The following is a 24865-nucleotide window of genomic DNA, read 5'->3' as shown; positions in this document are numbered from 1 at the left end:
AGTAAATTCTGATGCATCCATAGCTCAGCTGGATAGAGTACTCGGCTACGAACCGAGCGGTCGGAGGTTCGAATCCTCCTGGATGCACCATCTTCTCAGGAATAACATCAGTATTGTTGTTTCATGGTCTGCGAGTTAATCGCCAGTACCAGGGAAGATAACGTTGCGTCAGCAACGGCCCGCAGGGCGAACGAAGTGAGTCATCCTCCTGGATGCACAATCTTAATCAGTGTTGCGGCCTGTTAAGCAGCACCGAATTAGCAGTAAATCTCAATGCATCCATAGCTCAGCTGGATAGAGTACTCGGCTACGAACCGAGCGGTCGGAGGTTCGAATCCTCCTGGATGCACCATCTTCTCCGAAATAACATCAGCATCGTTGTTTCACGGTCTGCGAGATAATCGCCAGCACTAGGGAAGATAACGTTGCGTCAGCAACGGCCCGCAGGGCGAACGAAGTGAGTCATCCTCATGGATGCACCCTCTTTATCAGTGTTGCGGCCTGTTAAGCGGCATTGAATTAGCAGTAAATCCCAATGCATCCGTAGCTCAGCTGGATAGAGTACTCGGCTACGAACCGAGCGGTCGGAGGTTCGAATCCTCCCGGATGCACCATCTTCTCCAAAATAACATCAGCCTTGTTGTTTCATGGTCTGCGAAATAATCGCCAGCACCAGGGCGAGCAAAGTGAGTCATCCTCCCGGATGCGCTATCTTCTCCAGAACAGCACTCTCTTCATTGTCTCCTTATTTTTCGTATCCCCATTTCTCTGCAGATCCCTTTTCCTTCCGTAATGGATTTTTATTGGCAGTCTGTTCTTTCCTCTATAATTTATCTACTTATCACGATGTGAATTGAGTAAGGCAAAGGCAAGGAGAGAAATCATGAAAGGGTTCAACGCTATTTCTGCGTTTTGCGCAATGTTACTTGTCGCACTGACCCTGAGCGGTTGTGCGGGCTCATCTAAAAAGGAAAGCACTGGCGGCTATATAGACGACACCGTTGTGACGACCAAAGTCAAAACCGCGCTATTCAATGATAAAAACATTAAATCATCGGAAATCAGCGTTGAAACCTTTAAAGGGCGTGTGCAATTGAGTGGTTTTGTCTCATCTGCTGAAAGCGCGAAGCGCGCCGTGGAGGTCGCTCGCCGGGTTCCTGGAGTGCGCGTGGTTGAAAATGATTTGAGGATCAAATAATCCTTCGCAAAACACAAAGGCGCCACAGGGCGTCTTTGTTGTCTCTGCGTCTGACAGCGACAAAAATCTTTGTTTACGATAAAGTAACGTTTTGTTATCCGCTTTATGAGAACACGATGTACGAACGTTACGATGGTCTGATTTTCGATATGGATGGCACCATCCTGGATACCGAACCGACTCACCGTAAAGCCTGGCATGACGTGCTGGAGCATTATGGTCTGCGCTACGATATACAGGCGATGATCGCGCTGAACGGTTCTCCTACCTGGCGTATCGCCCAGTCGGTGATTGAGCTGAATCAGGCCGACCTGGACCCCTATGCGCTTGCACGTGAAAAAACAGAAGCGGTGAAAGCGATGCTGCTGGATACCGTCCGTCCGCTACCGCTGATTGATGTTGTCAAAGCGTGGTATGGTCGCCGTCCGTTATCGGTCGGGACGGGGAGCGAAAGCGCAATCGCCGAAGCACTGTTATCTCATCTTGGTTTGCGTCACTATTTCGCTGCTGTGGTCGCTGCCGATCATGTAAAAAATCATAAACCTGCGCCTGATACCTTTTTGCTTTGTGCGGAAAAAATGGGTGTCGCGCCGCAAAAATGCGTGGTTTTTGAGGATGCGGATTTTGGCCTGCAGGCAGCACGTTCCGCCGGGATGGATGCCGTGGATGTGCGCCTGTTGTGAGTGAAACGCTTTCTCTTGTTTCATTGTTTGCCAGCAGTTTTCTTAGCGCTACCTTGCTTCCAGGCAACTCTGAGGTGGTGCTGGTTGCTATGCTGCTGTCAGGCCTTAGTCAGCCGTGGCTACTCGTGTTAATAGCAACAATGGGTAATAGCCTTGGAGGGCTGACTAACGTTATTCTTGGGCGTTTCTTTCCATTGCGTGAAAAATCGCGCTGGCAGGAAAAAGCAACAGGTTGGCTAAGACGCTATGGCGCAGCCACACTGTTATTAAGCTGGATGCCTGTAATCGGCGATTTGCTGTGCCTGCTGGCGGGATGGATGCGCATCTCCTGGGGGCCAGTGGTATTTTTTTTGTGCCTTGGGAAGGCGATACGCTATGTGCTCCTGGCCATCGTAACGCTTCAGGGTATGACGTGGTGGCACTAATTGGACTGAGTGAGTGACCTTTAATCGTCAACCATTACAATTATGCTTAATAAAATGAATTTTACAGGCGGGAGGTCAATTTGATCCCGGACGTATCACAGGCATTGTCCTGGCTGGAAAAAAATCCTCAGGCTCTTAAGGGCATTCAACGTGGTCTTGAGCGCGAAACGTTGCGCGTCAATGCTGATGGCACGCTGGCAACCACCGGTCATCCGCACGCCCTTGGTTCCGCGTTGACCCATAAATGGATTACGACAGATTTTGCCGAAGCGTTGCTGGAGTTTATCACTCCGGTAGACGGTGATATTCAGCATATGCTGACCATCATGCGTGATATCCACCGTTTTACTGCGCGTGAAATTGGTGACGAGCGCATGTGGCCGCTGAGCATGCCGTGCTATATCGAAAACGGTCAGGAAATCGAACTGGCGCAGTACGGCTCGTCGAACATTGGCCGCCTGAAAACGCTCTACCGCGAAGGGTTGAAAAACCGTTACGGCGCATTGATGCAGACCATTTCAGGCGTGCATTACAACTTTTCTCTGCCGATGGCTTTCTGGGAAGCCAAATGCGGGGAAACCGACAAAGAATCCGTTTCAGACGGTTATTTCCGTCTGATTCGTAACTATTACCGCTTTGGTTGGGTCATTCCTTACCTGTTTGGCGCGTCCCCGGCGATTTGCCCCTCTTTTCTCCAGGGTAAACCGTCGACGCTGCCTTTCGAGAAGACGCCTGGCGGCATGTATTATCTGCCGTATGCCACTTCGCTGCGTTTGAGTGATCTGGGCTATACCAACAAATCGCAAAGCAACCTGGGCATCACCTTTAACAATCTGTCTGATTACGTCGTGGCCCTGAAACGCGCGATTAAAACGCCATCTGAGGAATACGCGAAGATTGGCCTGAAAAAAGACGGTAAGTATCTGCAGATCAATACCAATATTCTGCAGATTGAAAACGAACTTTATGCCCCGATACGCCCGAAACGCGTAACGCGTAGCGGTGAATCGCCGTCAGATGCGCTGTTGCGCGGCGGAATTGAATATATTGAAGTGCGTTCGCTGGACATCAACCCGTTCACCCCGATTGGCGTGGATGAGCAGCAGGTTCGTTTCCTCGATCTGTTTATGGTCTGGTGTGTACTGGCGGACGCGCCGGAAATGAGCAGCGATGAGCTGCTCTGTACGCGTAAAAACTGGAATCGTGTCATTCTGGAAGGTCGTAAACCGGGCCTGACGCTGGGAATGGGCTGCGAAGCAGCACAGTTCCCGCTGCCGCAGGTCGGCAAAGATCTGTTCCGTGACCTTAAACGTGTCGCGCAGACACTTGATGGGCTGTACGGCGGCAACGGATATGAACAGGTTTGCGATGAGCTGCTGGCTTGTTTTGATAACCCGGAACTGACATTCTCAGCGCGAATTTTGCGTTCTATGCTTGATAAAGGCATTGGCGGTACGGGCAAAGCGCTCTCAGAAGAGTATCGTTCGATGTTGCGCGAAGAACCGCTGGAAATTTTGCGCGAAGAGGATTTCAGAAAAGAGTGCGATGTTTCCTGGGCACGCCAGAAAGAGGTTGAGGCGTCGGATACGGAAACATTCGAGGCGCTTGTCGCAAGACACGCCTGACAGAAAAGAAAAAGGCCACATTACTGTGGCCGAAATATTCATCTCTGAAAACAGGGATGATGATAACAAATGCGCGTCTTTCATATACTCAGACTCGCATCTAAATGAAGAGTTCATTTTATTTTTAAAAAAATCACTGCGGAGGTGACTAAATGCCATTGTTGGATAGCTTCACTGTCGATCATACCCGTATGGAAGCGCCTGCGGTCCGTGTTGCAAAGAGCATGAACACTCCTCATGGCGACGCCATTACCGTTTTCGACCTGCGTTTCTGCGTGCCTAACAAAGAAGTCATGCCGGAAAAAGGCATCCATACGCTGGAACACCTGTTCGCGGGTTTCATGCGTGATCATCTCAATGGGAATGGTGTGGAGATTATCGACATCTCCCCGATGGGTTGCCGTACTGGCTTTTATATGAGCCTGATCGGTACGCCTGACGAGCAACGAGTGGCCGATGCCTGGAAAGCGGCAATGGCAGACGTTCTGAAAGTTCAGAACCAGAACCAGATTCCGGAACTTAACGTCTATCAGTGCGGTACCTATCAGATGCACTCGCTGAGCGAAGCGCAGGACATCGCGCGCCATATTCTCGAAAAAGACGTGCGTGTTAACAGCAACGAAGAGCTGGCGTTGCCGAAAGAGAAACTGCAGGAATTGCACATCTAGTGCGTATGCGCCCTCTCCCTCAGGGAGAGGGATGGGCAAAGGAGGTTAAGAGATGTCGACTACCTTAACCTTCTCTTTTGCCCATCGTCCTCTGGTCCCCTTTGCGCATGATTATGAACACGGAGAAAGTGAGCCGTGGCATCAGCATGATTGCGCGCAATTGCTGCATATCTTAAGTGGCGTCGTCCGGGTGGACACAGCATCAGGTTGCTGGGTCGTCCCGCCAGGGCGCGGCGTCTGGTTACCTGCCGGTACCCAACATGCGATTCGCATTACGGGCAAAGTTGCTGCACGAACGCTGTTTATTGACCCGCTTGCCCGCGCGGATTTACCCGCCTCCTGCCAGATTGTGCAAATCACACCGTTGCTGCGTGAATTGATTGTTGCCTCGTTTTCCCTTGCCGAAAAATATGCGCCTGCCAGTCGCGATGAGCATGTTTATGAACTGATACTGGATGAGATCCGCGGCATGCGTGTGTTGCCTTTTTTCTTGCCGGAACCGGAGAGCGAGGGGCTGAAAAATTTGTGTCGGCATATTCGCGAGTCGATAGCCGAGCCCTGGAGCAGCGCGCAGGCGGCGGCTTTGATGAGCATGAGTGAAAAGACCCTCAACCGTCATTTTCAACGGCAAACGGCGTTAACCTATGGCGAGTGGGTTCGGCGGGCAAAGCTGATGGAAGCGCTGGTCAGGCTGGCGCAAGGTCACTCGGTGCTACGTGTCGCGCTGGATCTGGGATACGGCAGCCACAGCGCATTTACGGCGATGTTTCGCCGGGTGATGGGGATATCACCCAGCGATTATTTCCGCGCTCAGGAAAACGAGTAGTGTTAGCTCAGCGCGTTCAGCAACGCCTGTAAAGATGCCCTCGCCACGTCATTATCGATACCGACCCCCCAGCTTCCGCTGCCGTCCGGATACAGGCAGTGAATGTAGGCCACAGAACGGCTGTCGCTACGTTCTCCGAGCGTATGCTCGTGATAATCCTTAATGCTGAAAGGCTTTTTAAGCAGGTGGCTTAAGGCACCGGCTGCCGCAGACAATAAGCCATTTCCCAGCGCTTCGATTTTCCGCTGGGTTCCTTCTTGCAGCAATGTGGCCTGCAAATGTAACTGACCATCCTGGCGGCTTTCGCTTTTGTAATCCACCAGGGCCAGCGCAGGCTGCGCAACCAGACCGTAGCGCTGACGAAAGAGCTGCCAGAGCGCATTTTGCGTCATCTCTTTGCCGTGACTGTCTGTTTCACGCTGTACATGCTGGCTAAAATCCTGCTGTAACGCGCGGGGCAATTTCAGTCCATGATTTTGCTCTATCAGCCACGCGCTGCCACTCTTACCGGACTGGCTGTTTACGCGGATTACTGCTTCGTAGGTACAACCAATGTCCTGCGGATCGACGGGCAGATAAGGCATCTCCCAGCGCTCGTCAGCCTTGCGGGCATCGAAGCCTTTTTTAATCGCATCCTGATGCGATCCGGAAAAAGCGGTATAGGCCAGGCGTCCGGCCCACGGGTGACGAGGGTGAACAGGCAATTGATTACAATTTTCTACGGTTTCGACCACGTACTGCATATTGCTGAAATCGAGTTGCGGTGAGATACCCTGGCTATAAAGGTTCATCGCCAGCGTGACCAGACAAACGTTGCCGGTACGTTCGCCATTGCCAAAAAGACAACCTTCAACGCGATCGGCTCCCGCCAGCAGGGCCAGCTCGGCACTTGCCACGCCAGTGCCGCGATCGTTGTGAGGATGGACGCTGATGCTCACCGCTTTACGACGGGTAAAGTGGCGGCAGAAATATTCAATCTGATCGGCGTAAACGTTCGGTGTGTTCACCTCCACCGTCGCGGGCAGATTAATGATCATGGGGCGTTCGGCGCAGGGCTCCCATACATCGGCCACGGCTTCACAGATTTCCAGCGCGAATTCCGGCTCGGTAAAACAGAAGGTTTCCGGGGAATATTCGTACTGCCACCGGGTTTGTGGGTGCTGTTCACAGAGCTGGCGAATGAGCCGCGTAGAACGTACGGCAAGAGCGATCACGTCTGCCTTTTCCATGCCAAACACCAGTTTGCGAAAAAGCGGTGCCGTTGCATTGTAGAGGTGAACGGTGGCGCTGCGTGCCCCCAGCAGCGATGCGAAGGTACGGTGAATCAGATCCTCGCGCGCCTGGGTCAATACCTGAATAGTCACATCCTGCGGAATACGGTTTTCTTCAATCAACTGACGTACAAAGTTGAAGTCGGTTTGCGATGCAGATGGAAATGCCACTTCGATCTCTTTGAAACCGCAGGCGAGGAGCAATTCCCAGAACTGCAACTTACGTTCACTGTCCATCGGTTCTGCTAACGCCTGGTTGCCATCGCGCAGATCTGTAGACAGCCAGCGTGGCGCCCGGGTCTGCTGCTTTTCAGGCCAGTGACGGTCGGGTAAGGAAATCGGTGTATAAGGGCGGTATTTTTCTGCCGGGTTTTTGAGCATGGTCTTCTCCTTGTGTCTGTGCATTATCCTGGTGGCAGAAAGGAAGTAATGCTTTAGCGCCGCGGACAGAAACTAGTGAGAAAGGGACACCGTTGCTACGATGCCCGATGTAAACATGCTGGAACCTGTACGCATATTTTGTTTATTACAATATGCATTAATTATATTCTGTGATTGCTTTATTTTGATAATAAATGTCATCCTGTTTTAAATTTCTTTTTTGAATGATTTGTTTGATGATGCTCTATTGGCTAATCAACTGCTTCATCTCTTTGTATTGTTATTTCTTTTCTCTCGTGGTAGTTTTTGTTTTTATTATTTTGGGGTTGGTAATTAATCGGGAATGAATGTATTCATATTGCGGATGCATTCACAGGGAATGTTAAGCTCAGGTATGAGGCTATTATGCGGTCATCGCACGTTGGACTAATAATGACACTCTCACTGCTGCTGGTCGGGTGCTCAGGAACAAAAACACCGGAACCCTTGCCTTTGACATTGGGAAAACAGAAAGAGACGCAGTGTTATCAAATGTTTACGGCGTTAAAATCACTTGATAACGCATCCTTTAAAAAGTTTCAGCACCAGTTCAGTGTTATCAATAATAACTACGCAATATATAAAAAGAATCAGAGCTTTATAGAGGGTAATTCTGCGGAAATCATTAAGCTTGAGCTTAATGATAAAGTCGATGTTGTTTGCGCTCGTGTACGCAGCGCCGTATTTGCCAATATGTCAAAACGTGCAAATGAATTGAATAAATTATGAGAAACTTATTATCTGTTGTCGTAATGATATTGGGGGCGGTATTCTCAGGCATAACTGAAGCTGACTCAACGTTATTAATTGAACGACTACAACGAGAAGGGCTGTTGGCTCCCGAACCGAATATTTTATTTAACGATGCTGACGATAAATCAGGCAGCGTTATACCTGCCGTTCCCCTGTTGACGCGCCCTGAACCTGTCACGCAGGCAAAAAGCACCGTTGTAGTCAAAAAGAGTGCTCTGCAACAAACAGAACTCAGTCAGCTTAAACGTAAACTTCGTACCTTACAGCATGAACTTCAGGCGCTTCGTAAGCAGAATGAGGCACTCAAAAATCGGCAACCAGACGTTGCGACGCAACAGGCCGAAGCATTCAGAGATGAAAATAAACAATTGCACCTGCAACTGTTGGCCAGCGAGAAACAGCTGGCTGAAAATGCGCGTCGCTATGAAAAACAGGTTGGCGTACTGACTGCGCGGGCAGAAGAATTACAGACGCAAATGACCCGCTTGCAGTTGGCTGCCAATGAGGCCGTCAGCCAGAAAGCGCTGCTGGAACAACAACTGGCGAAACAGCCTGACAGTGATAAAACAGTGGCGACGCAACGGGCGGAAGCCGAAAAACTGCGCACCCAACTGGCGGCGGCGAATCAGAAAACCACAGTGCTAAGTGAGAATATCGCAACACTTGAGAAAGCGGCGCAGGCGAATACCGCACGCACCGTCGCGCTCGAGCAGAGTCTGAATGAGGCCGCCAGTCAGAAAACGCTGCTGGAACAACAACTGGCTACGCAGGTCGGGAGTGAGAAAGCACTCACCACGCAACTTGCGCACTGCAGTAAACAAAACAGCGAACAGCTGGAACAACTGAATAGTGCGAACAACAAGATTGCAGAGCAGCTCGCGCGTCTTGGCGAGCTTGAGCAACAGACCAAAAAAGCCGACGAAGAGAAAAAGCAGGCTCTGGCCAGTCTGTCCACGTTACAAAAGGAGCATGATGCCGCTGCCCCTGAACTGGTTAAAGCAAAGCAGTCTGCCTATTCGCTGAAAACACACAAGTCTGAAGAGTCAAAAATAAACTACGCCTACGGTGCGTATTATGCTGTAAAAGTTCCACACGAATTCAAGGCGCTGGAGTACGCAGGGCACAAATTCTTGCCTCTGGCCTTCCAGCAGGGGTTTAAAGATAAACTCGCCAATACAATGCAACTGAGCGAAGAAGACGTTGGCCGCATCCTTACCCGCTTTGATCAGCAGGTAGCCGAAGTGCAAGGGCGTGAGCGGGAGCGCAATAAAAAACAGAGCATCCAGTTTGTTGAACGCGCTGCCAAAGCCAAAGGGGCTGAGCAGGCCCCAAATGGTGTGGTTTATCTCGTTGTCAAAAAAGGCAAAACACCACTGTTAACGGTAAACGATACGATTCGTTTCCGACTTGATGAAAAAATCAGTACCGGAAAGAAAATGTCTGGCGGGGAGATCCGAGTGGGTAGGGTAAGCAAGCTTCCGGAAGTAATGCAGCAAGGCGTGCTGCGCGTCGGCAGCGGTGGAAAGGTCAGGATCACTGTTCCCATTGAACTTGCCTATGGTGAGCAGGGGATACCCGGCACCGTGCCGCCAGGGGTGGCCTCGGAGATAACCATGGAAATTCTTGGTATTGTGAAATAACCCAAAAAAGCGCCTCCTGACTGGAGGCGCTTACAGGTCAGGCATCTACTATCCGATATTCAACGCAATGTGCTTCATCGGGCTGAGGAACTTCCAGCCTTGATGCCATGCGCAGAATCACCTCTTCCGGTACGGCATGCTGCCGACTGGCATTTTGCGCTTTCCATTGTGGCCAGGGCACTTCCAGATAAACGATTTTTACCTTCGCCCCATAAGCCGTGAACAGGCTGATAAGCTGAGTTCGGAGTTGTCGGCTGATGTTCGTGGCATTCCACACGAAGGGGATTTTTTGCCGCAGTAACACGCGGGCTTCCTCTTTCGCCTGTTGAACGACTTGCCCGGTTGCCGTGCGATCGGCGGGACTTACGCCCAGTTGCCTGCGAATATCATCCAGGCTGATGACGGCCATCCCCTGGCAATGTTCGCTGATATAGCGATCTTTTCCCATACCCGGCAGCGCACTAAGCAACGTCACTTCGAAACGCCCGGTGTCCCAGGGGATAAAATCTGCCGGACTGTTCTCATGCGTCAGGTAGTGCCAGCGAGCAATATCGGATACAAAGGGGCGCGCTTGCCCCCAGCAGTGCTGCTCCTGACAAAAGAGTTCAAACAAAGCAATGCGGTCGATCATCTCCTGTTTGTCCTCGCAATGACGTCCTTCCATATCGGCACGCGCCAGTAATGCCAGCAGGCGAGTGTCAATTCGCATCGCAGCACTCAGCAGTAAGCGCTCAGGCGACGGGCGTTCCAGCAGCCATAAGGGGAGGCCGTGCAGACGCACGAGTGCCGCAATCTGTTCGCGCAGGGCAAAGGGCGTCGGGATATCTCGCCACAAAATGTGCCGTGCAGTGAGTTCACCTTTGCGAGCATGGCCTGGTGAGTGGATACGCCCCTCATCGTCCTGATGCGTGGTACTGCGCTTTTCGACATCGTGCAGTAGCGCCGCGGCCCACACGATTTCCTGCTGCTGGTGGGGGAGTTGCTGGTATGCGTCCATTTTCGTCAATGCATTAAGGAGCATTTCGGTGTGGATACCGACATTGCCTTCCGCATGGTGAAAGGGATCCTGCGGAACCTGATGCATCTCCTCCACCCAGTTAAAGCGCTGACGCAGAGTAGGCCAGCGTTTGTCTTCGCTTAGTTGCCAGATCATCGTGTGCCTCCTGCTGCAAACTCATACGCCATACGGGCGCGCTGCCAGTTGCGTTTCCAGTGCTCGGTGGTTTTCACATGATTTTTGCGTACAAACTTGAAGACATTATGCGCAAATTCATCAACTGGAAATTCCTCACTGTTACGGCTGACCACGCCTTCAAGCGTACAGGGTTTGCCAGTCTGGGTATCCCAGGGCGCAAATGCGCCACTGCCGGTTGTTAGCGCCAGAAACTCACGCTGCCAGGCCTTTTCATCGTTTCCGGGCTGCGGGCCATTCATCTCTGGTACGCAGGGAAAATCAAAGAGTGCGGCATAAAATTTGACCTCTTCCCAACTGAGCCACATGTCCTGACAGCGGACGGCGAACAGAAAAAAGTCCTGTTCGAGGGCGTGATATTCGATGGAGTGAACCGCGTAAAGGTTCTCGCCAAAGAGTTCGAGATCGCCGAGATCGTTTTTCAGCAATTGCCAGCGCTGGCGAATTTTATGCGTCCATGCGGACTGGGTAGGCGTGGCGTGAGAGCGCGCAAAAACGCCGTAGCGGTTCAGGCAGTTATTCTCACCGTCCAGCTTTTCCGTATGGATCAGCGACGCGATCGACTGCATATCTCGCCAGTAACTGGCATTGATGCGGTCATCGCTGGTGGTGCCAGGGGAGAAAGGATAGTGCCAGGTTCTCCCGTATTTTCGTTGTGAATTCATGATAATCCATTATTTTTTTGTGTAATTATTGTTCGCCCGCGCGGCGTGCGAATGCCAGGTTGAGTGGGTTAAAAATGTGAGGATAAAAATCACCCGCAAAAGGGGTGGACGACGTCAGAGGGATAAACAACCTGAGCGCGTTGCTCAGAACCGGTTAGGGTGAATGGAAGATTTCGGGGCGGGCATAAAGATACACGCGTTATGATGATAAAACAACCACCTGCGCGTAGGGGGATAAGAAAGGGATCCGAAGATCCCTAATCAGGCAGGCCATTTTGGCTGTCAGAACAGACGGCGCTTAGTGCGCGCCGCCGCCTCCGCCGCCCGCGCCAAATGGCGGTCTGGCAAACCACACCAGGCCCAGCAAGACCAGAAATACCCCGGCCGACATCCAGAAAATCTCATTGGCGGATATAATCAGCCCCTGATTGGTGATTTGCTGAGCTATCCAGCCGGATGCCTGCTGTTGTGACATCCCTAACCCCTGCAGCTGGTTATACATCTCCTGCGCGTTCGGGTTGTAGGGGGTGACAGATTCGGTCAGTTGCGCGTGGTGCATCGATTCCCGGTTAGTCCACATGGTGGTGGTGATCGATGTGCCGATGGAGCCCGCCAGCGTTCGGGTAAAGTTCGACAGGCTCGACGCCGCAGCCAGGCGCTCTGGCGGCAGGCCGGACAGCGTAATCGTCGTCAGCGGCATAAAGAAGCAAGCCACGGCGAAGCCCTGAATAAATTGCGGCCATGCGGAAGCGCCAAAATCCATTCCCGGCTCAAACGTATATGCGCGCCAGTAGAAGCAGACGGCGTACATAATAAAGCTGAATGTGACCAGCCTGCGCATATCGAGCTTATGAGCAAAACGACCAATGATCGGCGATAAAAGAACCGGGATTACCCCAACTGGCGCAGAGGCCAGTCCCGCCCATGTTGCGGTGTAGCCATAAACCTCCTGCAACAGTTGCGGCAGCAGCACGATCGCGCCGAAATAGAGCATATAGGCGAGACTGATACATAAACAACCGATGGTAAAGTTTCGCGACTTAAAGAGCGACAGGTCGACTATCGGATTCTCATCCGTCAACTCCCACACCACCAGAAAGCTTATCGATACCACGGCGACAATCGTCAGGATGATGATTTCGCGGGAATTGAACCAGTCCAGCTCTTTCCCCTGGTCGAGCATCACCTGCAGGCTACCGATACCCACGATTAATAACGCCAGCCCCACACCGTCGATGCGGCGTTGTTCGGTACGCGTTTCACGACCACGCAGCGATTGCAGGGTTAGCAGCACCACCAGGGCACCGATAGGGACGTTGATAAAGAAGATCCAACCCCAGTGGTAGTTATCACTGATATAACCGCCGAGGATCGGGCCGCAAATGGGGGCGACGATCACCGTCATTGACCACAACGCCAGCGCAATCGAACGTTTAGCGGGCGGGTAGTTACTCAGCAACAGGCTCTGTGAGAGTGGAATCAACGGCCCGGCGACAATCCCCTGAATGACGCGGAAGAAGATCAGCATGCTGAGGCTACTGGAAACACCGCACGCCCAGGAGGCGATAGCAAAAGCAACGGTGGACCAGAGGAACAGTTTGACCTCGCCCACCCGTTTCGCCAGCCAGCCGGTTATCGGAATCGAGATGGCGTTTGCTACCCCGAAAGAGGTGATAACCCAGGTCCCCTGGCTCAGGGAGGAGCCAAGGTTACCGGCAATCGTGGGGATCGCGACGTTAGCGATGGTGGAGTCCAGCACCTGCATGAAGGTCGCCAGCGATAGCGCAATAGTCATAATGACCAGTTGCGCCCCTTCCAGCGGTTTTCTCTGTTGCATTACGCGTACCTCGGATTAACCCGCGTTGGCCTTCACGATATTTTCAATCAGGGTGTTGACCGGTTGCAGGTCAAGCTCACGTGCGCTGCTCTCATACGCCGGGCTGGTGCGAACCTGGCTTGACAGTACCTGGCCGTCACGGTTGGTGGTATCAACATTTACCAACGTGGAGAGGCCGATACGCAGCGGGTGATCGCTCAACTGCTTTGCATCGAGTTCTATACGTACCGGCAGACGCTGAACCACCTTGATCCAGTTACCGGTGGCATTTTGTGCCGGAAGCAGTGAGAAGGCGCTGCCTGTACCCATATCCAGACCCACCACTTTGCCTGTGTATTTCACTTCGTCACCGTAAAGATCGCTGACGACAGTCGCAGTCTGGCCGATACGCATATGCGCAAGCTGGGTTTCTTTGAAGTTTGCGTCCACCCACAAACCGGTCGCCGGAACCACGGCCATCAGTGATGTCGTCGGGCTTATTTGCGCGCCAGGCTGGACGGCACGGCGAGAAACATAACCGGTGATCGGGCTGACAATTTTGGTTCGTTGCAGCGCGAGCCAGGCGTTACGCAGTTCAGCGGCGGCCTGTTTTACCGCGGGTTGATCTTCCAGACGGGTATCCAGAATCATCGCCTGGTTGGCGTTATATTGCTGAATAGCAACATCCAACTGCGCCTGCGCAGTGGCGACGGCGTCACGGGCATGTTGCAGCTCTTCGCGACCAATCAAATTAGCATTACCCAGCGGCACTCGGCGATTTAAATCCGTTTGCGCCTGAGCCAGAGCGGTACGTTGTAATTCGATACTTGCCTGTAGTTGTTTGCCGTTGATCATCAACTGGCGGGTCTGGCGAACGCTTGAGGCCAGCGCGGTCTGTGCTTTTTCGAATGCTTGTTGGGCATCGGTGGCATCGAGGGTCACCAGCACATCCCCTTGTTTGACGTAGTCGGTATTGTCAGCCCAGACTTTTGTCACGCTGCCGGATACCTGCGCCATGATTTGAACCTGGTTCCCTGCCACGTAGGCGTCATCGGTTTCCTCAAAATGACGCAGTACTAAAAACCAATAAATCCCATATGCCACGGCAATAACAATAAAGAGCAAGGTCAACAGCAGAAGGGCGCCTTTGCGTTTGCCTTTCTTTTTGACCGGTTGCTGCGGGGTTTGACTCTCCGCATTTGCGCTCATGCTTTTCTCCACGATCTTATTATTTCATATCGGCAAGGCCGACCTGTTTTGTCAGAAAGGCCAGCAGTGTGACGTGCCGGCCTGACGGAATTCTTATTCAATCTGGATGTTCGAGCGGATCTCAGCGTTAGCGCAGCGCCTCAAGGATGGTGCCGTCTTCGTCCATTTGATCCAGGCGAGTGAGCAACTTGCGTGTGATGTGCTCGAGTTGGTCTTTTTCAGCGGTTGTCAGCGAAGACCAGAGTTGGTGCAGACAGTTGTGCTGCGGTGGCAGAACCTGACGCAGGAATTCATGCCCTTTATCGGTCAACTGCAGATGCAGGCAGCGACGGTCATTGTCGCTTTCACGGCGTTCAATCCAGCCGCGTTTTTCCAGCTCATCGGCGATACGGGTCGCATTGGTGCGAGAAGAGCCCAGCGCGCTGCTCAGTTCGGATGGCTGAATACTGTGATTTTCCTGAGACTCCAGGGTGATTAACGCCATAAATAATGTTTCGTTAATCCCTTGAGCTTTCAGCATTTTATTGCGATTTTCCAGCAGCTTACCCTGCATGTGCATACACAGGCGGGTGAGCAGAATTTCCTGGAACGGGAAATCTTCATAGCGGCTGGCGCGGAATTTAAGCATTTGTTCAATGGGCGTAAACGAACTATCCATTTGGGCATAACCTCATTAATTGCAGTCGATATAGTAACGACAGTGACAAATAAAGTAAATGTATTATTTTCTCTAATAAATTTGCTTTAGTGATGGGACTGTCAGTAATTTCCAGACGATTCCGTAAGCGAGCGCGCGCAATAATCCCGCAATACTCAGGCTGTACGTTTTCCAGAAACGCAGCCCCGGAGAGATAAATAAAACGTTAACGCAGCCCGTAAGGGGCGCGGCAGGGATGAAGAACAGAGTGATGCGGGAGAAGAACTTGCCGGATGGTGAAAAACCTGGCTCTGTGGCATGCAGGTCGAATGGGAATGCCACAGGAACGTAACTCAGTACGTCAGGAAGACGGTCTTTGATCCCTTTCCGAAATGTTGCAGGTGCAACGGGGAAAGGGTCGGTTGTCGTATCTGAACTATCCATAGTATGTGTTAAATATCACCCACGTTAAAATCACCGGGATAAATAAGTCGCATAACCATATCAGACTCAGGGGCACCTTAACACCCCGGTTTTTTGGTGTTTCGACGTAACGTGGGCGTGATTTTATTCTGCTTTTTGCGGGTTTTGATAGCCTCGCCACCAGACCAACAGGTTAAGGGCAGCGAAACTGGCGCCTGCAATACTTACCCCGGTCCAGCCTGCGTGCTGCCATGCTGATGCTGAGATAAGCGATCCGGCCGCGCCACCGACAAAATAACTGGTCATATAACCGGCAGTCAGACGGTTACGGGCTTCCGGTTTGAGGCGATAAATGACGGTCTGGTTAGTAATGTGTACACCCTGGACGGTCAAGTCCAGGAGCAGAATCCCGACGATCAGCGCCAGTACCGAATTTTGTCCCCAGGCGATAGCCAGCCAGGAGAGAAGCAGCAACCCCAGCGAGACGGTGGTTGTCAGATGAGCTTTGCCTTTGTCCGCCAGGCTGCCAAAAGGACGCGCGCCCAGTGCACCTGCGGCTCCCACCAGCCCAAACAGGCCTATCACCCCTTCTGAGAAGTTAAAGGGGGGGGACGCAAGCAGGAAGGCCATGGAAGTCCAGAGGATGCTAAAGTTGGCGAAGGAGAGGCAGCCCAGCAGGGCGCGGGTGCGCAGCACCTTCTCTTTAGCAAACAGTGAGAAGATCGACCCCAGAAGCTGCGGGTAATTCAGGTGAGTGTCCTGTTTGACCTTTGGCAGACCACGCCACAACGCAATTGCCATGATGACCATCAGCACGCTGGCTACCCAGTAGACCGTGCGCCAGCCGCCAAGGCTTGCCAGCAAGCCGGCAACGGTTCGCGCCAGCAGAATACCCAGCAACAAGCCACTCATAATCGTGCCGATGACCTTGCCACGTTTTTCCGGTGCGGCAAGGGTAGCGGCCAGCGGGACGAGGATTTGCGCCACTACCGAGAAAAGCCCTGTCAGCGCGGTGCCAAGAACCATCATCCCCAGCGTGGAACTGCTGGCCGTGATCAACATTCCCCCCGCAGCCAGCAGGGTCATACAGACGATGAGCCGCCTGCGCTCAAACATATCGCCCAGGGGCACCAGGAACAACAAGCCTGCGGCATAGCCGAGTTGGGCTGCGGTGACAATAAAGCCAGCCTGATCGGGGGAGAGTGAGAAGGCGCGAGCTATCGCATCGAGCAGCGGCTGCGCGTAATAGTTGCTGGCGACGGAAAGACCAGTGGCGATGGACATAAGCGCTATCAGCGCCGGGCTAAGCCCATGATGGTGTTTGTTCATTTTGCTGGAATGATTCATTAACTGATTATTTTCGTGGATACCAATAATAACGAATGAAGATAAAAAGAGGGGAGGGATCGCGTGTCGGTTAGTGCGGTCAGGTGGGTGTGATGCGCTCTGATGCATTCATCCTGAGGGAGAGGTAGACCGGATAAGGCGCTTGCGCCGTATCCGGGAAGTGTCCCCGGTAACACTTCTGTATGACCGGGGCTATGGCGAAACCAGGATGCCGGGTAAACGGCGATTAAAAAACCACTTTCTTTATTTACTTCTGTGCGGCCAGCGCCTCTTTCACCCAGCCGTCAAACTGCTGCTGGTGGGCTTTGATCCAGCCATCAACATGCCCCTGAATATCTGCTTCGGAAGCGTGACCGGCATGCATCATCGCATTCTGCGCATTAATATCGGCAATCGGCAACTTCATCACGGAGAACAGTTTCGCTGCCGCCGGGTTTTTCTCGGCCCAGGCTTTATTGGCGACAATGTGCATGGTGTTCACCGGGAAACCGTAGTTCATGCCGTTAGGCAGTTTGGTGTCGATATTTTTCTGCTCGCCCGGCAGAGAAGAGAAGGGCACCTGCAGCCAGACCACATCTTTCCCCGGTTTCAGCACATCACTGACCCAGTACGGCGTCCAGGTGTAATAGAGCACGGGTTTGCCTTCTTTGAAGCGAGTGATGGTATCGGCCATCATCGCCGCATAATTGCCCTGGTTATGCACCACGGTATTGCTCAGCCCAAAGGCGTCAATCTGGTGGTTGATCACCGCTTCACAGCCCCAGCCCGGCGTACAGCCAGTCAGGTCTGCTTTGCCGTCACCGTTGGTATCAAACAGTCTGGCGATTTTGGGATCTTTAAGCTGGTCGATGCTTTTGATTTTGTACTGCTCGGCGGTTTTCTTATCGATCAGATAACCCTGCGCCGCACCGGTCACAAATGTCCCTTCACGGTAGAACTTTTTATCCCCGCCTGCCGCCGCATACATATCGTCGTGCAGTGGCTGCCAGTTCACGGCGGTAAAGGTGACATCCCCTGCGGCCATAGAGGTGTAGCCGACGTTGTAGTCCACTTCACTCGGTTTATTGACGGTATAGCCGAGTTTTTCCAGCCCGCGGCTGACTAATAAGGTCTGGAACGCTTCTTCGGAGATGGTGCTCTGAAACGGCTGCACGGTGATGCCCTTGCCTGGCAGATCGGCCGCGAATGCGCTGGTGGAGACAAGGGTGGCAAACGCTGTGGCGAGAATGATGTTCTGTCGCATCGTTGTTATTCCTTAATTTGACGCCCTTCATACTTCACGTCGCAGATGTATTGACGTTCTCGTTCACCCCGGTCACCGACTTCTGTAAGTTCCTGGAGGTTCACTGCAGCATCGCTTTCCTGCAACGTGAATGATTGTGGGCAAAAGTGTGAGCGTTAGCTCGCCCGGAAAGTCTGTGTTTCCGGGCGGCTACATCGTTACTTAATGAACGGGCGAGTAATTAACCCAAGCGGGCCGGTGCTGTACCAGCGACGATTACCCCGGCTGCGGGCATCGCGACCCATCGCCTGCGTCAGGCGGTCGAGGATGATGGCGAGGATAACAATCCCCACGCCACCGACGGTTGCCAGTCCCATATCGAGACGGCCAATACCGCGAAGTACCATCTGGCCAAGCCCGCCGACGGCGATCATCGATGCGATCACTACCATGGAGAGGGCAAGCATAAGCGTCTGGTTGATCCCCGCCATAATGGTGGGCATGGCCAGTGGTAACTGTACTTTGAACAGCATCTGACGCGGACTGGCGCCAAATGAACGTGATGCTTCAATCAAATCTTCCGGCACCTGGTTAATACCCAGGATCGTCAACCGCACCACCGGAGGAAGGGCAAAGATAATGGTCACTACCACACCCGGTACGTTGCCGATACCAAACAGCATGACAATTGGCACCAGATAGACAAACGCAGGCGTTGTCTGCATGGCATCGAGCAGGGGACGGATTATCTTCGCCGCACGTTCGCTGCGCGCCAGCCAGATACCAAGCGGTAAGCCGATAATGATGCAAAACAGCAGGGCGGTCAGTACCAGTGCCAGCGTGACCATCGCCTGCGACCAGGCGCCGATTGCGCCAATTAAAATCAGTGACACCAGCGCTGCGATGCCCATTCCGGCACTGCTGATTTGCCAGGCGATCAATGAAAAGACGATGATCGCCACCGGCGCTGGCATGCCCAGCAGTAATTGCTGAAAGGCGCTTAAAATGTAATCTACCGGTACGCGGATGCCCTGGAACACCGGACGGAAGTGGGTGACGACCCAGTCGATCCCCTGCGTGACCCAGCTGTCCAGCGGGATCAGCGTCTTATGGAACGGATCCATAATATTGAAATGCTCTGGTGCAGGCGCCGGGGCGTTGGCGAGCCAGTCGGCTCCGCTGCCGTCCGTCGGTGTGGGGGATGATCCCCATGCGTCAGTCGATTGTGCCGCGCTGTCGGTTGCCGGTGCGCTCTCCCACGGGTTATTTTGATCAGCCATTGTTTGCCCCCTCGCGATCTAAAGCCTGTAGCAGCATCCGTTTGGAGATGATGCCGACGTACTGTTGTTCTTCACCGACCACGGGTACCGCGCAGGGCGCCTGGCCAACATGAGAGAGCAATTCGCTGAGCGGCGTTTCCGCTTCTACGGCAAGCGGGGAATCGATTAACGCCGCATCGATACCCTGGTTCTGGCTCAGCGCCGTTTTCAGAGAATCGATGGAGACAATGCCGACAAATTTATTTCCGCGTTCAATGACATAACCGTACTCACGGTCTTCATCCTGCAACATTTTCAGTGCTGAGCGTGGGCCAAAACCTGGCGTTCTGCGGATAAGGCCAACTGGTGTGCGACGGGCAATATCTTTTGCGCTAAATACTTGGCTAATATCCACGCCACGGAAGAAGGTTCGCACATAATCATTTGCCGGATTATTTAATATTTCATCCGGTGTTCCGACCTGAACGACTTCGCCGTTTTGCATAATAGCAATCCGATCGCCAATACGCATTGCTTCATCCAGATCGTGGGAAATAAATACCACGGTGCGTTGATGGCGCGACTGTAATTTCACCAGCTCATCCTGCATCTCGGTACGAATTAATGGATCGAGCGCTGAGAAGGCTTCATCCATTAATAGAATATCGGGATTGATGGCTAATGCGCGGGCCAGACCCACACGCTGGCGCATACCGCCAGAGAGTTCATCAGGATAAGCATGGGCATAATTTTCCAGCCCGACCTGACGCAATGCGTCTAATGCTTTTTCCTGACGTTCGCTGGCGCTGACACCCGCTAACTCCATGCCAAACGCAGTGTTGTTTAACACTGTCAAATGCGGCATCAGGGCGAATGACTGGAAGACCATCGCAATCTTTTTCCTGCGCACCTCACGGAGTTCAGCATCAGATATTTTGGCGATATCCACGCCATCAATCAGTACCTGCCCGCGGGTGGGTTCAATCAGGCGATTGAGAAGGCGTACCATTGTGGACTTACCCGAACCGGATAATCCCATGATGACAAATATCTCGCCTTCTTCAATGGCCAGACTGGCGTCTTTGACGCCAAGCGATAGCCCTGTTTTTTCCAGAATTTGTTCTTTCGAAAGTCCTTTTTCAATATATTTGAAAGCTCGCTGTGGATGCTCACCAAATACTTTGTAAAGGTTTTTAACTTCTAATTTAATTGCCATGCAATAGAACGGTTCCTGTTATTTATTTATGTCGATATGTTACCTGATGCGAATAATTGACCGCGTATACCCTAACATACTGAGATTCTGTGACAACCCTCCATTCCCGTATTCGTGGAATTTGACAAGTGCGAAATCGCCTGAATTTCCCATGAGATAAGGGCTGAGCGGTGACTGAATTTTTATGAGATTTTTCTCGTTTTGGCGTTGAATTTTGATATTGCACACGTTGTTTCAGCAGAATATGACGGAAGAATGACGCCGGAAATAAGGGTGAATATTCGCAGAGAGGATGGGGGAATTATATTTGCCAGGTACCAGTCCCGGATAGCGGCGTAAACGCCTTATCCGGGCTACAAAACCGTAGCCCCGGTAAGCGCAGCGCCACCGGGGATATTTCAGCTTACTGGAACATTAAAAATCCCAGTCCTCGTCCTCGGTTTCCACTGCTTTGCCCATTACATAAGACGAGCCGGAACCCGAAAAGAAGTCGTGATTTTCGTCGGCTCCAGGCGAGAGCGCCGCCAGAATCGCCGGATTGACTTCCGCCATGTCCGCCGGGAATAAGGGCTCATAGCCAAGATTCATCAGCGCCTTGTTGGCGTTGTAACAGAGGAAGGCTTTAACATCCTCCGCCCAGCCGGAATTGGCGTATAAATCTTCGGTATAGGTCACTTCGTTCTCGTAGAGATCCATCATCAGATCCAGCGCGAAATTCTTGAGTTCTTCACGCTGTTCAGGGCTGACGGTTTCCAGCCCTTTCTGATATTTATATCCAATGTAATAGCCATGGACCGCCTCGTCGCGAATGATCAGACGAATCAGATCCGCCGTGTTGGTCAGCTTGCCGCGACTGGACCAGTACATCGGCAGCCAGAAGCCTGAATAGAACAGAAATGACTCCAGGAACACGCTGGCAATTTTCTTCTTCAAGGGATCATCGGCACGGTAATACTCCAGAATCAGCTGAGCTTTACGCTGTAGTGCCGTGTTTTCTTCACTCCAGGCATAGGCAGCATCCACATCTTTTGTCTGACATAGCGTGGAGAAAATCGAGCTGTAAGAGCGCGCATGCACGGCTTCCATAAAGCTGATATTCGACAAGACCGCCTCTTCATGTGGCGTCAGGGCATCGGCCATTAATGTCGGCGCGCCCACGGTATTCTGGATGGTATCAAGCAACGTCAACCCGGTAAAAACACGGATCGTCAGCTGCTGCTCCGCGTGGCTCAACGTTTGCCAGGCAGGGATATCGTTCGATAGCGGTACCTTTTCCGGAAGCCAGAAGTTACTGGTAAGGCGGTTCCAGACCTCAAGATCTTTATCATCCTGAATTTTATTCCAGTTAACTGCGCTCACCCGTGATAGTGGTTTCATCCTTTTCTCCTTACAGCGCGCAGGACACGCAGCCCTCGATTTCAGTACCTTCCAGCGCCAGCTGGCGCAGGCGGATGTAGTACAGGGTCTTGATGCCTTTTTTCCACGCATAAATTTGTGCTTTGTTGATATCGCGCGTGGTGGCGGTATCCGGGAAGAACAGCGTCAACGACAGCCCCTGATCCACATGCTTTGTGGCTTCGGCATACGTGTCGATAATCTTCTCCGGCCCGATTTCATAGGCATCCTGGTACAACGCGAGGTTTTCGTTGGTCATAAACGGGGCCGGGTAGTAAACGCGCCCGGTTTTGCCTTCCTTGCGAATTTCAATTTTCGACACGATCGGGTGAATACTCGAGGTGGCGTGATTGATGTAGGAGATGGACCCGGTAGGCGGCACCGCCTGCAGGTTCTGGTTGTAAATACCGTGGCGCATCACGTTCTCACGCAACTGCTCCCACATATTGCGATCAGGGATGGTGATGCCGCTTCGGGCAAAGAGCGCACGGACTTTCTCTGTTTTCGGCTGCCAGTCCTTTTCCAGATACGGCTGGAAATACTCCCCACTGGCATAGCGTGACTGTTCAAACCCGGCAAAACGCTGGTTGCGTTCACGGGACATCATCATTGAGGTGTTCAGCGCATGCCAGGTGATGGTGTAGAAATAAAAGTTGGTGAAATCCAGTCCCTCTTCGCTGCCGTAGGCAATGCCTTCACGCGCCAGGTAGCCGTGCAGGTTCATCTGCCCCAGGCCAATGGCATGTGATGCCGCATTTCCGGCTTCTACTGAGGGAACCGAGCGGATATGACTCATACTGGAGACTGCGCTCAGGCTACGCACCGCCGTTTCCACCGTGCGGCCAAAATCAGGCGAATCCATGGTATGAGCGATATTCAGCGAACCGAGATTACAGGAGATATCATGACCAATATCCACGTAATCCAGATTCTCACCCAGCCTGGATGGGCTGTTGACCTGCAAAATTTCGGAGCACAGGTTGCTCATATTGATACGCCCGGCAATCGGATTGGCGCGGTTCACCGTATCTTCAAACATGATGTACGGGTAGCCCGATTCGAACTGGATTTCGGCCAGTGTCTGGAAGAAATCGCGGGCATTAATGTATTTCTTGCGTACGCGATCGTCAGCAACCAACTGGTCGTACATTTCGCTTACTGCAATATCACCGAAGGGTTTGCCGTAGAGGCGTTCCACGTCATAGGGCGAGAACAGCGCCATCTCGGCATTCTCTTTCGCCAGACGGAAAGTGATATCCGGGATCACTACGCCCAGTGAGAGCGTTTTAATACGGATTTTTTCGTCGGCGTTCTCCCGTTTGGTGTCGAGGAAACGCAGAATATCCGGGTGGTGCGCGTTGAGGTAAACGGCACCGGCACCCTGACGCGCACCGAGCTGGTTGGCGTAAGAGAAGGCGTCTTCGAGCATCTTCATCACCGGAATGACGCCTGACGACTGGTTCTCAATGCGCTTAATCGGCGCGCCGGCTTCACGCAGATTAGAGAGCAAAAAAGCGACGCCGCCGCCGCGTTTGGACAACTGCAGCGCTGAGTTCACCGCGCGACCTATCGACTCCATATTGTCTTCAATACGCAGAAGGAAGCAGGAGACCAGTTCGCCTCGCTGTTTCTTGCCGCAGTTGAGGAAGGTGGGCGTCGCGGGCTGGAAACGCCCTGTAAGGATCTCATCGGTGAGTTGCTGCGCCAGGGCTTTATCACCCTGTGCAAGGGTTAGCGCCACCATGCACACCCGGTCTTCAAAGTGTTCGAGATAACGCTTGCCGTCGAAGGTTTTCAGCGTATAGCTGGTGTAGAACTTCCACGCACCGAGGAACGTCTGGAAACGGAAACCACTGGCATGTGCGCGAGCAAAAAGGTCGACCACGAAAGCGCGATCATAACGTGCCAGCACGCTTTCATCGTAATAGCCTTCCTGTACCAGATAATTCAGACGTTCATCCTCGCTGGTGAACGTGACGGTATTGGGCAATACGTGACCCGTGTAGAAGGCATCTACCGCCTGGTGATCTTTATCGAACTGAATGCGGCCCGCTTTATCGTACAGATTCAGCATGGCGTTCAGCGCATGGTAATCCGGTGCGGTTTGCATCACGCGCTCTGCGGTTGTCGTTGCCAAAATTCGCTCACTCCTTTACGCACGTTTTCAATGTCCTGTTGGGTTCCCATCAGCTCAAAACGATAGAGAAACGGCACGTCGCATTTCTGCGAGACCACATCGCCCGCTCGCCCGTAGGCCTCGCCAAAATTGCGATTGCCGGAAGCAATCACACCGCGAATCAGGGCCCGGTTATGCTGATCGTTTAAAAAGCGTATAACCTGACGCGGTACGGCACCTGCCGTACCGCCGCCGCCATAACTGGGAACGACAAGGATATAGGGGGCGTCTACCTGGATGCGCTCACGCTCATTGAGTGGAATACGCACCGCTGGCATCCCCAGCCTCTCGATAAACCGCTGCGTGTTTTCCGAGCTGCTGGAGAAGTAGACGAGGATGCTCACGCGCTGGCCACACGCGGCGCGGTATGCAGACGGTTAATCATATCCGGGCGGAAACCAGACCACCGCGTTTCACCTGCAACCACGACCGGTAACTGACGAAAACCCATTGCGCGCAGTTCATCCGCAGCCTCCGGTACCAGATCGACGTTCACCATTTCGAATTCAAGGCCACGGCTCTCCATCGCCCGTTTTGTGGCGTGGCACTGTACACAGTCATTTCGAGTGTAAATAGTAATGCGCATGATTCGTGTTTCCATTTAAAATAAGAAAACGGCGCGAAGATTCGCGTCAGTCGTGTGTTTGTTGCTAACAGGAATACTAGATGTAGTTAATAAAACTTTCAACCACACAACATATAGGAAATTAAGATAAGTTTTTCCGGGTTGATGAGCGCAACGAGGAGGGCGTGGTGTATGCGTAAAACATGCCTGCTGCAATAAAAAACCCCGCACGTG

22 protein-coding genes and 3 tRNA genes are annotated in these 24865 nt (G+C 52.5%); 11 read left to right on the top strand and 14 right to left on the bottom strand.

All coding sequences use genetic code 11. The features are described 5' to 3' along the window. The first annotated feature begins 13 nt into the window (after positions 1–13). The 9 genes from L2097_RS21945 (at position 14) to L2097_RS21905 (ending at position 5425) form a co-directional block, all read left to right on the top strand. Positions 14–90: transfer RNA gene (locus L2097_RS21945), tRNA-Arg, on the top strand. A 185-nt stretch (positions 91–275) separates the two neighbouring features. Further along, a tRNA-Arg gene (locus L2097_RS21940) sits at positions 276–352 on the top strand. A gap of 185 nt (positions 353–537) precedes the next feature. Further along, positions 538–614 (top strand) — tRNA-Arg (locus L2097_RS21935). 269 nt (positions 615–883) lie between these two features. Then, complete coding sequence (locus L2097_RS21930) at positions 884–1198, top strand: BON domain-containing protein (protein WP_047369138.1); 315 nt, start codon at positions 884–886, stop codon at positions 1196–1198. A gap of 116 nt (positions 1199–1314) precedes the next feature. Continuing rightward, complete coding sequence (gene yqaB, locus L2097_RS21925) at positions 1315–1881, top strand: fructose-1-phosphate/6-phosphogluconate phosphatase (protein WP_250353664.1); 567 nt, start codon at positions 1315–1317, stop codon at positions 1879–1881. Then, entirely contained in the window at positions 1878–2306 is a 429-nt protein-coding gene (locus L2097_RS21920; protein ID WP_085006824.1) for a YqaA family protein, read from the top strand. The genes yqaB and L2097_RS21920 overlap by 4 nt, the downstream gene beginning before the upstream one ends. An 80-nt stretch (positions 2307–2386) precedes the next feature. Next, a complete protein-coding gene (gene gshA, locus L2097_RS21915; RefSeq protein ID WP_085006823.1) occupies positions 2387–3931 on the top strand; it encodes a glutamate--cysteine ligase in 1545 nt (514 codons plus the stop codon). A gap of 152 nt (positions 3932–4083) precedes the next feature. Beyond that, positions 4084–4599 (top strand): S-ribosylhomocysteine lyase, encoded by a 516-nt coding sequence (luxS, locus tag L2097_RS21910; protein WP_039077615.1) that lies wholly within the window; start codon positions 4084–4086, stop codon positions 4597–4599. A 52-nt stretch (positions 4600–4651) separates the two neighbouring features. Further along, a complete protein-coding gene (locus L2097_RS21905) occupies positions 4652–5425 on the top strand; it encodes an AraC family transcriptional regulator (protein WP_229222101.1) in 774 nt (257 codons plus the stop codon). A 2-nt stretch (positions 5426–5427) separates the two neighbouring features. Here the strand turns inward: L2097_RS21905 and leuA are convergent, their stop codons facing one another. Further along, positions 5428–7077 (bottom strand): 2-isopropylmalate synthase, encoded by a 1650-nt coding sequence (leuA, locus tag L2097_RS21900; RefSeq protein WP_047369142.1) that lies wholly within the window; start codon positions 7075–7077, stop codon positions 5428–5430. A 432-nt stretch (positions 7078–7509) separates the two neighbouring features. On the opposite strand from leuA, the gene L2097_RS21895 reads away from it, so the two are divergent. Next, positions 7510–7845: a YuaE family lipoprotein gene (locus tag L2097_RS21895; RefSeq protein WP_223883576.1), complete on the top strand. Its 336-nt coding sequence runs from the start codon at positions 7510–7512 to the stop codon at positions 7843–7845. Beyond that, on the top strand, positions 7842–9509 hold the full coding sequence (locus L2097_RS21890; RefSeq protein ID WP_082137008.1) for an FKBP-type peptidyl-prolyl cis-trans isomerase N-terminal domain-containing protein: 1668 nt from the start codon (positions 7842–7844) through the stop codon (positions 9507–9509). Before L2097_RS21895 ends, L2097_RS21890 begins: the two co-directional genes overlap by 4 nt. Before the next feature lie 37 nt (positions 9510–9546). On the opposite strand, the gene L2097_RS21885 is transcribed toward L2097_RS21890, so the two are convergent. From L2097_RS21885 to nrdH, 13 genes are all read right to left on the bottom strand, one after another. After that, positions 9547–10662 (bottom strand): AAA family ATPase, encoded by a 1116-nt coding sequence (locus L2097_RS21885; RefSeq protein WP_250353663.1) that lies wholly within the window; start codon positions 10660–10662, stop codon positions 9547–9549. Next, positions 10659–11366, bottom strand: coding sequence for an RNA ligase family protein (locus tag L2097_RS21880; RefSeq protein ID WP_142516107.1), 708 nt, complete (start codon positions 11364–11366; stop codon positions 10659–10661). The genes L2097_RS21885 and L2097_RS21880 overlap by 4 nt, the downstream gene beginning before the upstream one ends. Before the next feature lie 298 nt (positions 11367–11664). Then, positions 11665–13203, bottom strand: a complete 1539-nt coding sequence (gene emrB, locus L2097_RS21875; protein WP_047369146.1) for a multidrug efflux MFS transporter permease subunit EmrB — start codon at positions 13201–13203, stop codon at positions 11665–11667. A 15-nt stretch (positions 13204–13218) separates the two neighbouring features. Next, positions 13219–14391, bottom strand: a complete 1173-nt coding sequence (emrA, locus tag L2097_RS21870) for a multidrug efflux MFS transporter periplasmic adaptor subunit EmrA (protein ID WP_047369147.1) — start codon at positions 14389–14391, stop codon at positions 13219–13221. A 127-nt stretch (positions 14392–14518) separates the two neighbouring features. Continuing rightward, the gene (gene mprA, locus L2097_RS21865; RefSeq protein WP_047369148.1) at positions 14519–15049 is read right to left on the bottom strand and encodes a transcriptional repressor MprA; all 531 of its coding nucleotides are present in this window, start codon (positions 15047–15049) and stop codon (positions 14519–14521) included. Between the two features lie 546 nt (positions 15050–15595). Continuing rightward, entirely contained in the window at positions 15596–16780 is a 1185-nt protein-coding gene (locus L2097_RS21855; protein WP_250353700.1) for an MFS transporter, read from the bottom strand. 265 nt (positions 16781–17045) lie between these two features. Beyond that, complete coding sequence (gene proX / locus L2097_RS21850; RefSeq protein ID WP_047369150.1) at positions 17046–18041, bottom strand: glycine betaine/L-proline ABC transporter substrate-binding protein ProX; 996 nt, start codon at positions 18039–18041, stop codon at positions 17046–17048. A 197-nt stretch (positions 18042–18238) separates the two neighbouring features. Beyond that, positions 18239–19300, bottom strand: a complete 1062-nt coding sequence (proW, locus tag L2097_RS21845) for a glycine betaine/L-proline ABC transporter permease ProW (RefSeq protein WP_250353662.1) — start codon at positions 19298–19300, stop codon at positions 18239–18241. Beyond that, on the bottom strand, positions 19293–20495 hold the full coding sequence (proV, locus tag L2097_RS21840) for a glycine betaine/L-proline ABC transporter ATP-binding protein ProV (protein WP_047369152.1): 1203 nt from the start codon (positions 20493–20495) through the stop codon (positions 19293–19295). Before proV ends, proW begins: the two co-directional genes overlap by 8 nt. A 414-nt stretch (positions 20496–20909) precedes the next feature. After that, positions 20910–21872, bottom strand: a complete 963-nt coding sequence (gene nrdF, locus L2097_RS21835) for a class 1b ribonucleoside-diphosphate reductase subunit beta (protein WP_047369153.1) — start codon at positions 21870–21872, stop codon at positions 20910–20912. A gap of 10 nt (positions 21873–21882) precedes the next feature. Then, the gene (gene nrdE, locus L2097_RS21830; RefSeq protein WP_250353661.1) at positions 21883–24027 is read right to left on the bottom strand and encodes a class 1b ribonucleoside-diphosphate reductase subunit alpha; all 2145 of its coding nucleotides are present in this window, start codon (positions 24025–24027) and stop codon (positions 21883–21885) included. Further along, the gene (nrdI, locus tag L2097_RS21825; protein WP_047369155.1) at positions 24000–24410 is read right to left on the bottom strand and encodes a class Ib ribonucleoside-diphosphate reductase assembly flavoprotein NrdI; all 411 of its coding nucleotides are present in this window, start codon (positions 24408–24410) and stop codon (positions 24000–24002) included. The genes nrdE and nrdI overlap by 28 nt, the downstream gene beginning before the upstream one ends. Further along, complete coding sequence (gene nrdH / locus L2097_RS21820; RefSeq protein ID WP_047369156.1) at positions 24407–24652, bottom strand: glutaredoxin-like protein NrdH; 246 nt, start codon at positions 24650–24652, stop codon at positions 24407–24409. The genes nrdI and nrdH overlap by 4 nt, the downstream gene beginning before the upstream one ends. Positions 24653–24865: the final 213 nt, after the last annotated feature.

This window comes from Citrobacter sp. MNAZ 1397 (assembly GCF_023613995.1).
In the GTDB taxonomy this organism is placed as follows: domain Bacteria; phylum Pseudomonadota; class Gammaproteobacteria; order Enterobacterales; family Enterobacteriaceae; genus Phytobacter; species Phytobacter ursingii.
This window is presented reverse-complemented; position numbering and strand designations above follow the sequence as displayed.

What these genes read in the sequence shown, in the direction of transcription:
- L2097_RS21930 (WP_047369138.1), top strand. Translation starts at nt 884, where the DNA reads ATGAAAGGGTTCAACGCTATTTCTGCGTTTTGCGCAATGTTACTTGTC.
- yqaB (WP_250353664.1), top strand. Translation starts at nt 1,315, where the DNA reads ATGTACGAACGTTACGATGGTCTGATTTTCGATATGGATGGCACCATC.
- luxS (WP_039077615.1), top strand. Translation starts at nt 4,084, where the DNA reads ATGCCATTGTTGGATAGCTTCACTGTCGATCATACCCGTATGGAAGCG.
- L2097_RS21905 (WP_229222101.1), top strand. Translation starts at nt 4,652, where the DNA reads ATGTCGACTACCTTAACCTTCTCTTTTGCCCATCGTCCTCTGGTCCCC.
- leuA (WP_047369142.1), bottom strand. Translation starts at nt 7,077, where the DNA reads ATGCTCAAAAACCCGGCAGAAAAATACCGCCCTTATACACCGATTTCC.
- L2097_RS21895 (WP_223883576.1), top strand. Translation starts at nt 7,510, where the DNA reads ATGACACTCTCACTGCTGCTGGTCGGGTGCTCAGGAACAAAAACACCG.
- L2097_RS21890 (WP_082137008.1), top strand. Translation starts at nt 7,842, where the DNA reads ATGAGAAACTTATTATCTGTTGTCGTAATGATATTGGGGGCGGTATTC.
- L2097_RS21885 (WP_250353663.1), bottom strand. Translation starts at nt 10,662, where the DNA reads ATGATCTGGCAACTAAGCGAAGACAAACGCTGGCCTACTCTGCGTCAG.
- L2097_RS21880 (WP_142516107.1), bottom strand. Translation starts at nt 11,366, where the DNA reads ATGAATTCACAACGAAAATACGGGAGAACCTGGCACTATCCTTTCTCC.
- emrB (WP_047369146.1), bottom strand. Translation starts at nt 13,203, where the DNA reads ATGCAACAGAGAAAACCGCTGGAAGGGGCGCAACTGGTCATTATGACT.
- emrA (WP_047369147.1), bottom strand. Translation starts at nt 14,391, where the DNA reads ATGAGCGCAAATGCGGAGAGTCAAACCCCGCAGCAACCGGTCAAAAAG.
- mprA (WP_047369148.1), bottom strand. Translation starts at nt 15,049, where the DNA reads ATGGATAGTTCGTTTACGCCCATTGAACAAATGCTTAAATTCCGCGCC.
- L2097_RS21855 (WP_250353700.1), bottom strand. Translation starts at nt 16,780, where the DNA reads ATGAACAAACACCATCATGGGCTTAGCCCGGCGCTGATAGCGCTTATG.
- proX (WP_047369150.1), bottom strand. Translation starts at nt 18,041, where the DNA reads ATGCGACAGAACATCATTCTCGCCACAGCGTTTGCCACCCTTGTCTCC.
- proW (WP_250353662.1), bottom strand. Translation starts at nt 19,300, where the DNA reads ATGGCTGATCAAAATAACCCGTGGGAGAGCGCACCGGCAACCGACAGC.
- proV (WP_047369152.1), bottom strand. Translation starts at nt 20,495, where the DNA reads ATGGCAATTAAATTAGAAGTTAAAAACCTTTACAAAGTATTTGGTGAG.
- nrdF (WP_047369153.1), bottom strand. Translation starts at nt 21,872, where the DNA reads ATGAAACCACTATCACGGGTGAGCGCAGTTAACTGGAATAAAATTCAG.
- nrdH (WP_047369156.1), bottom strand. Translation starts at nt 24,652, where the DNA reads ATGCGCATTACTATTTACACTCGAAATGACTGTGTACAGTGCCACGCC.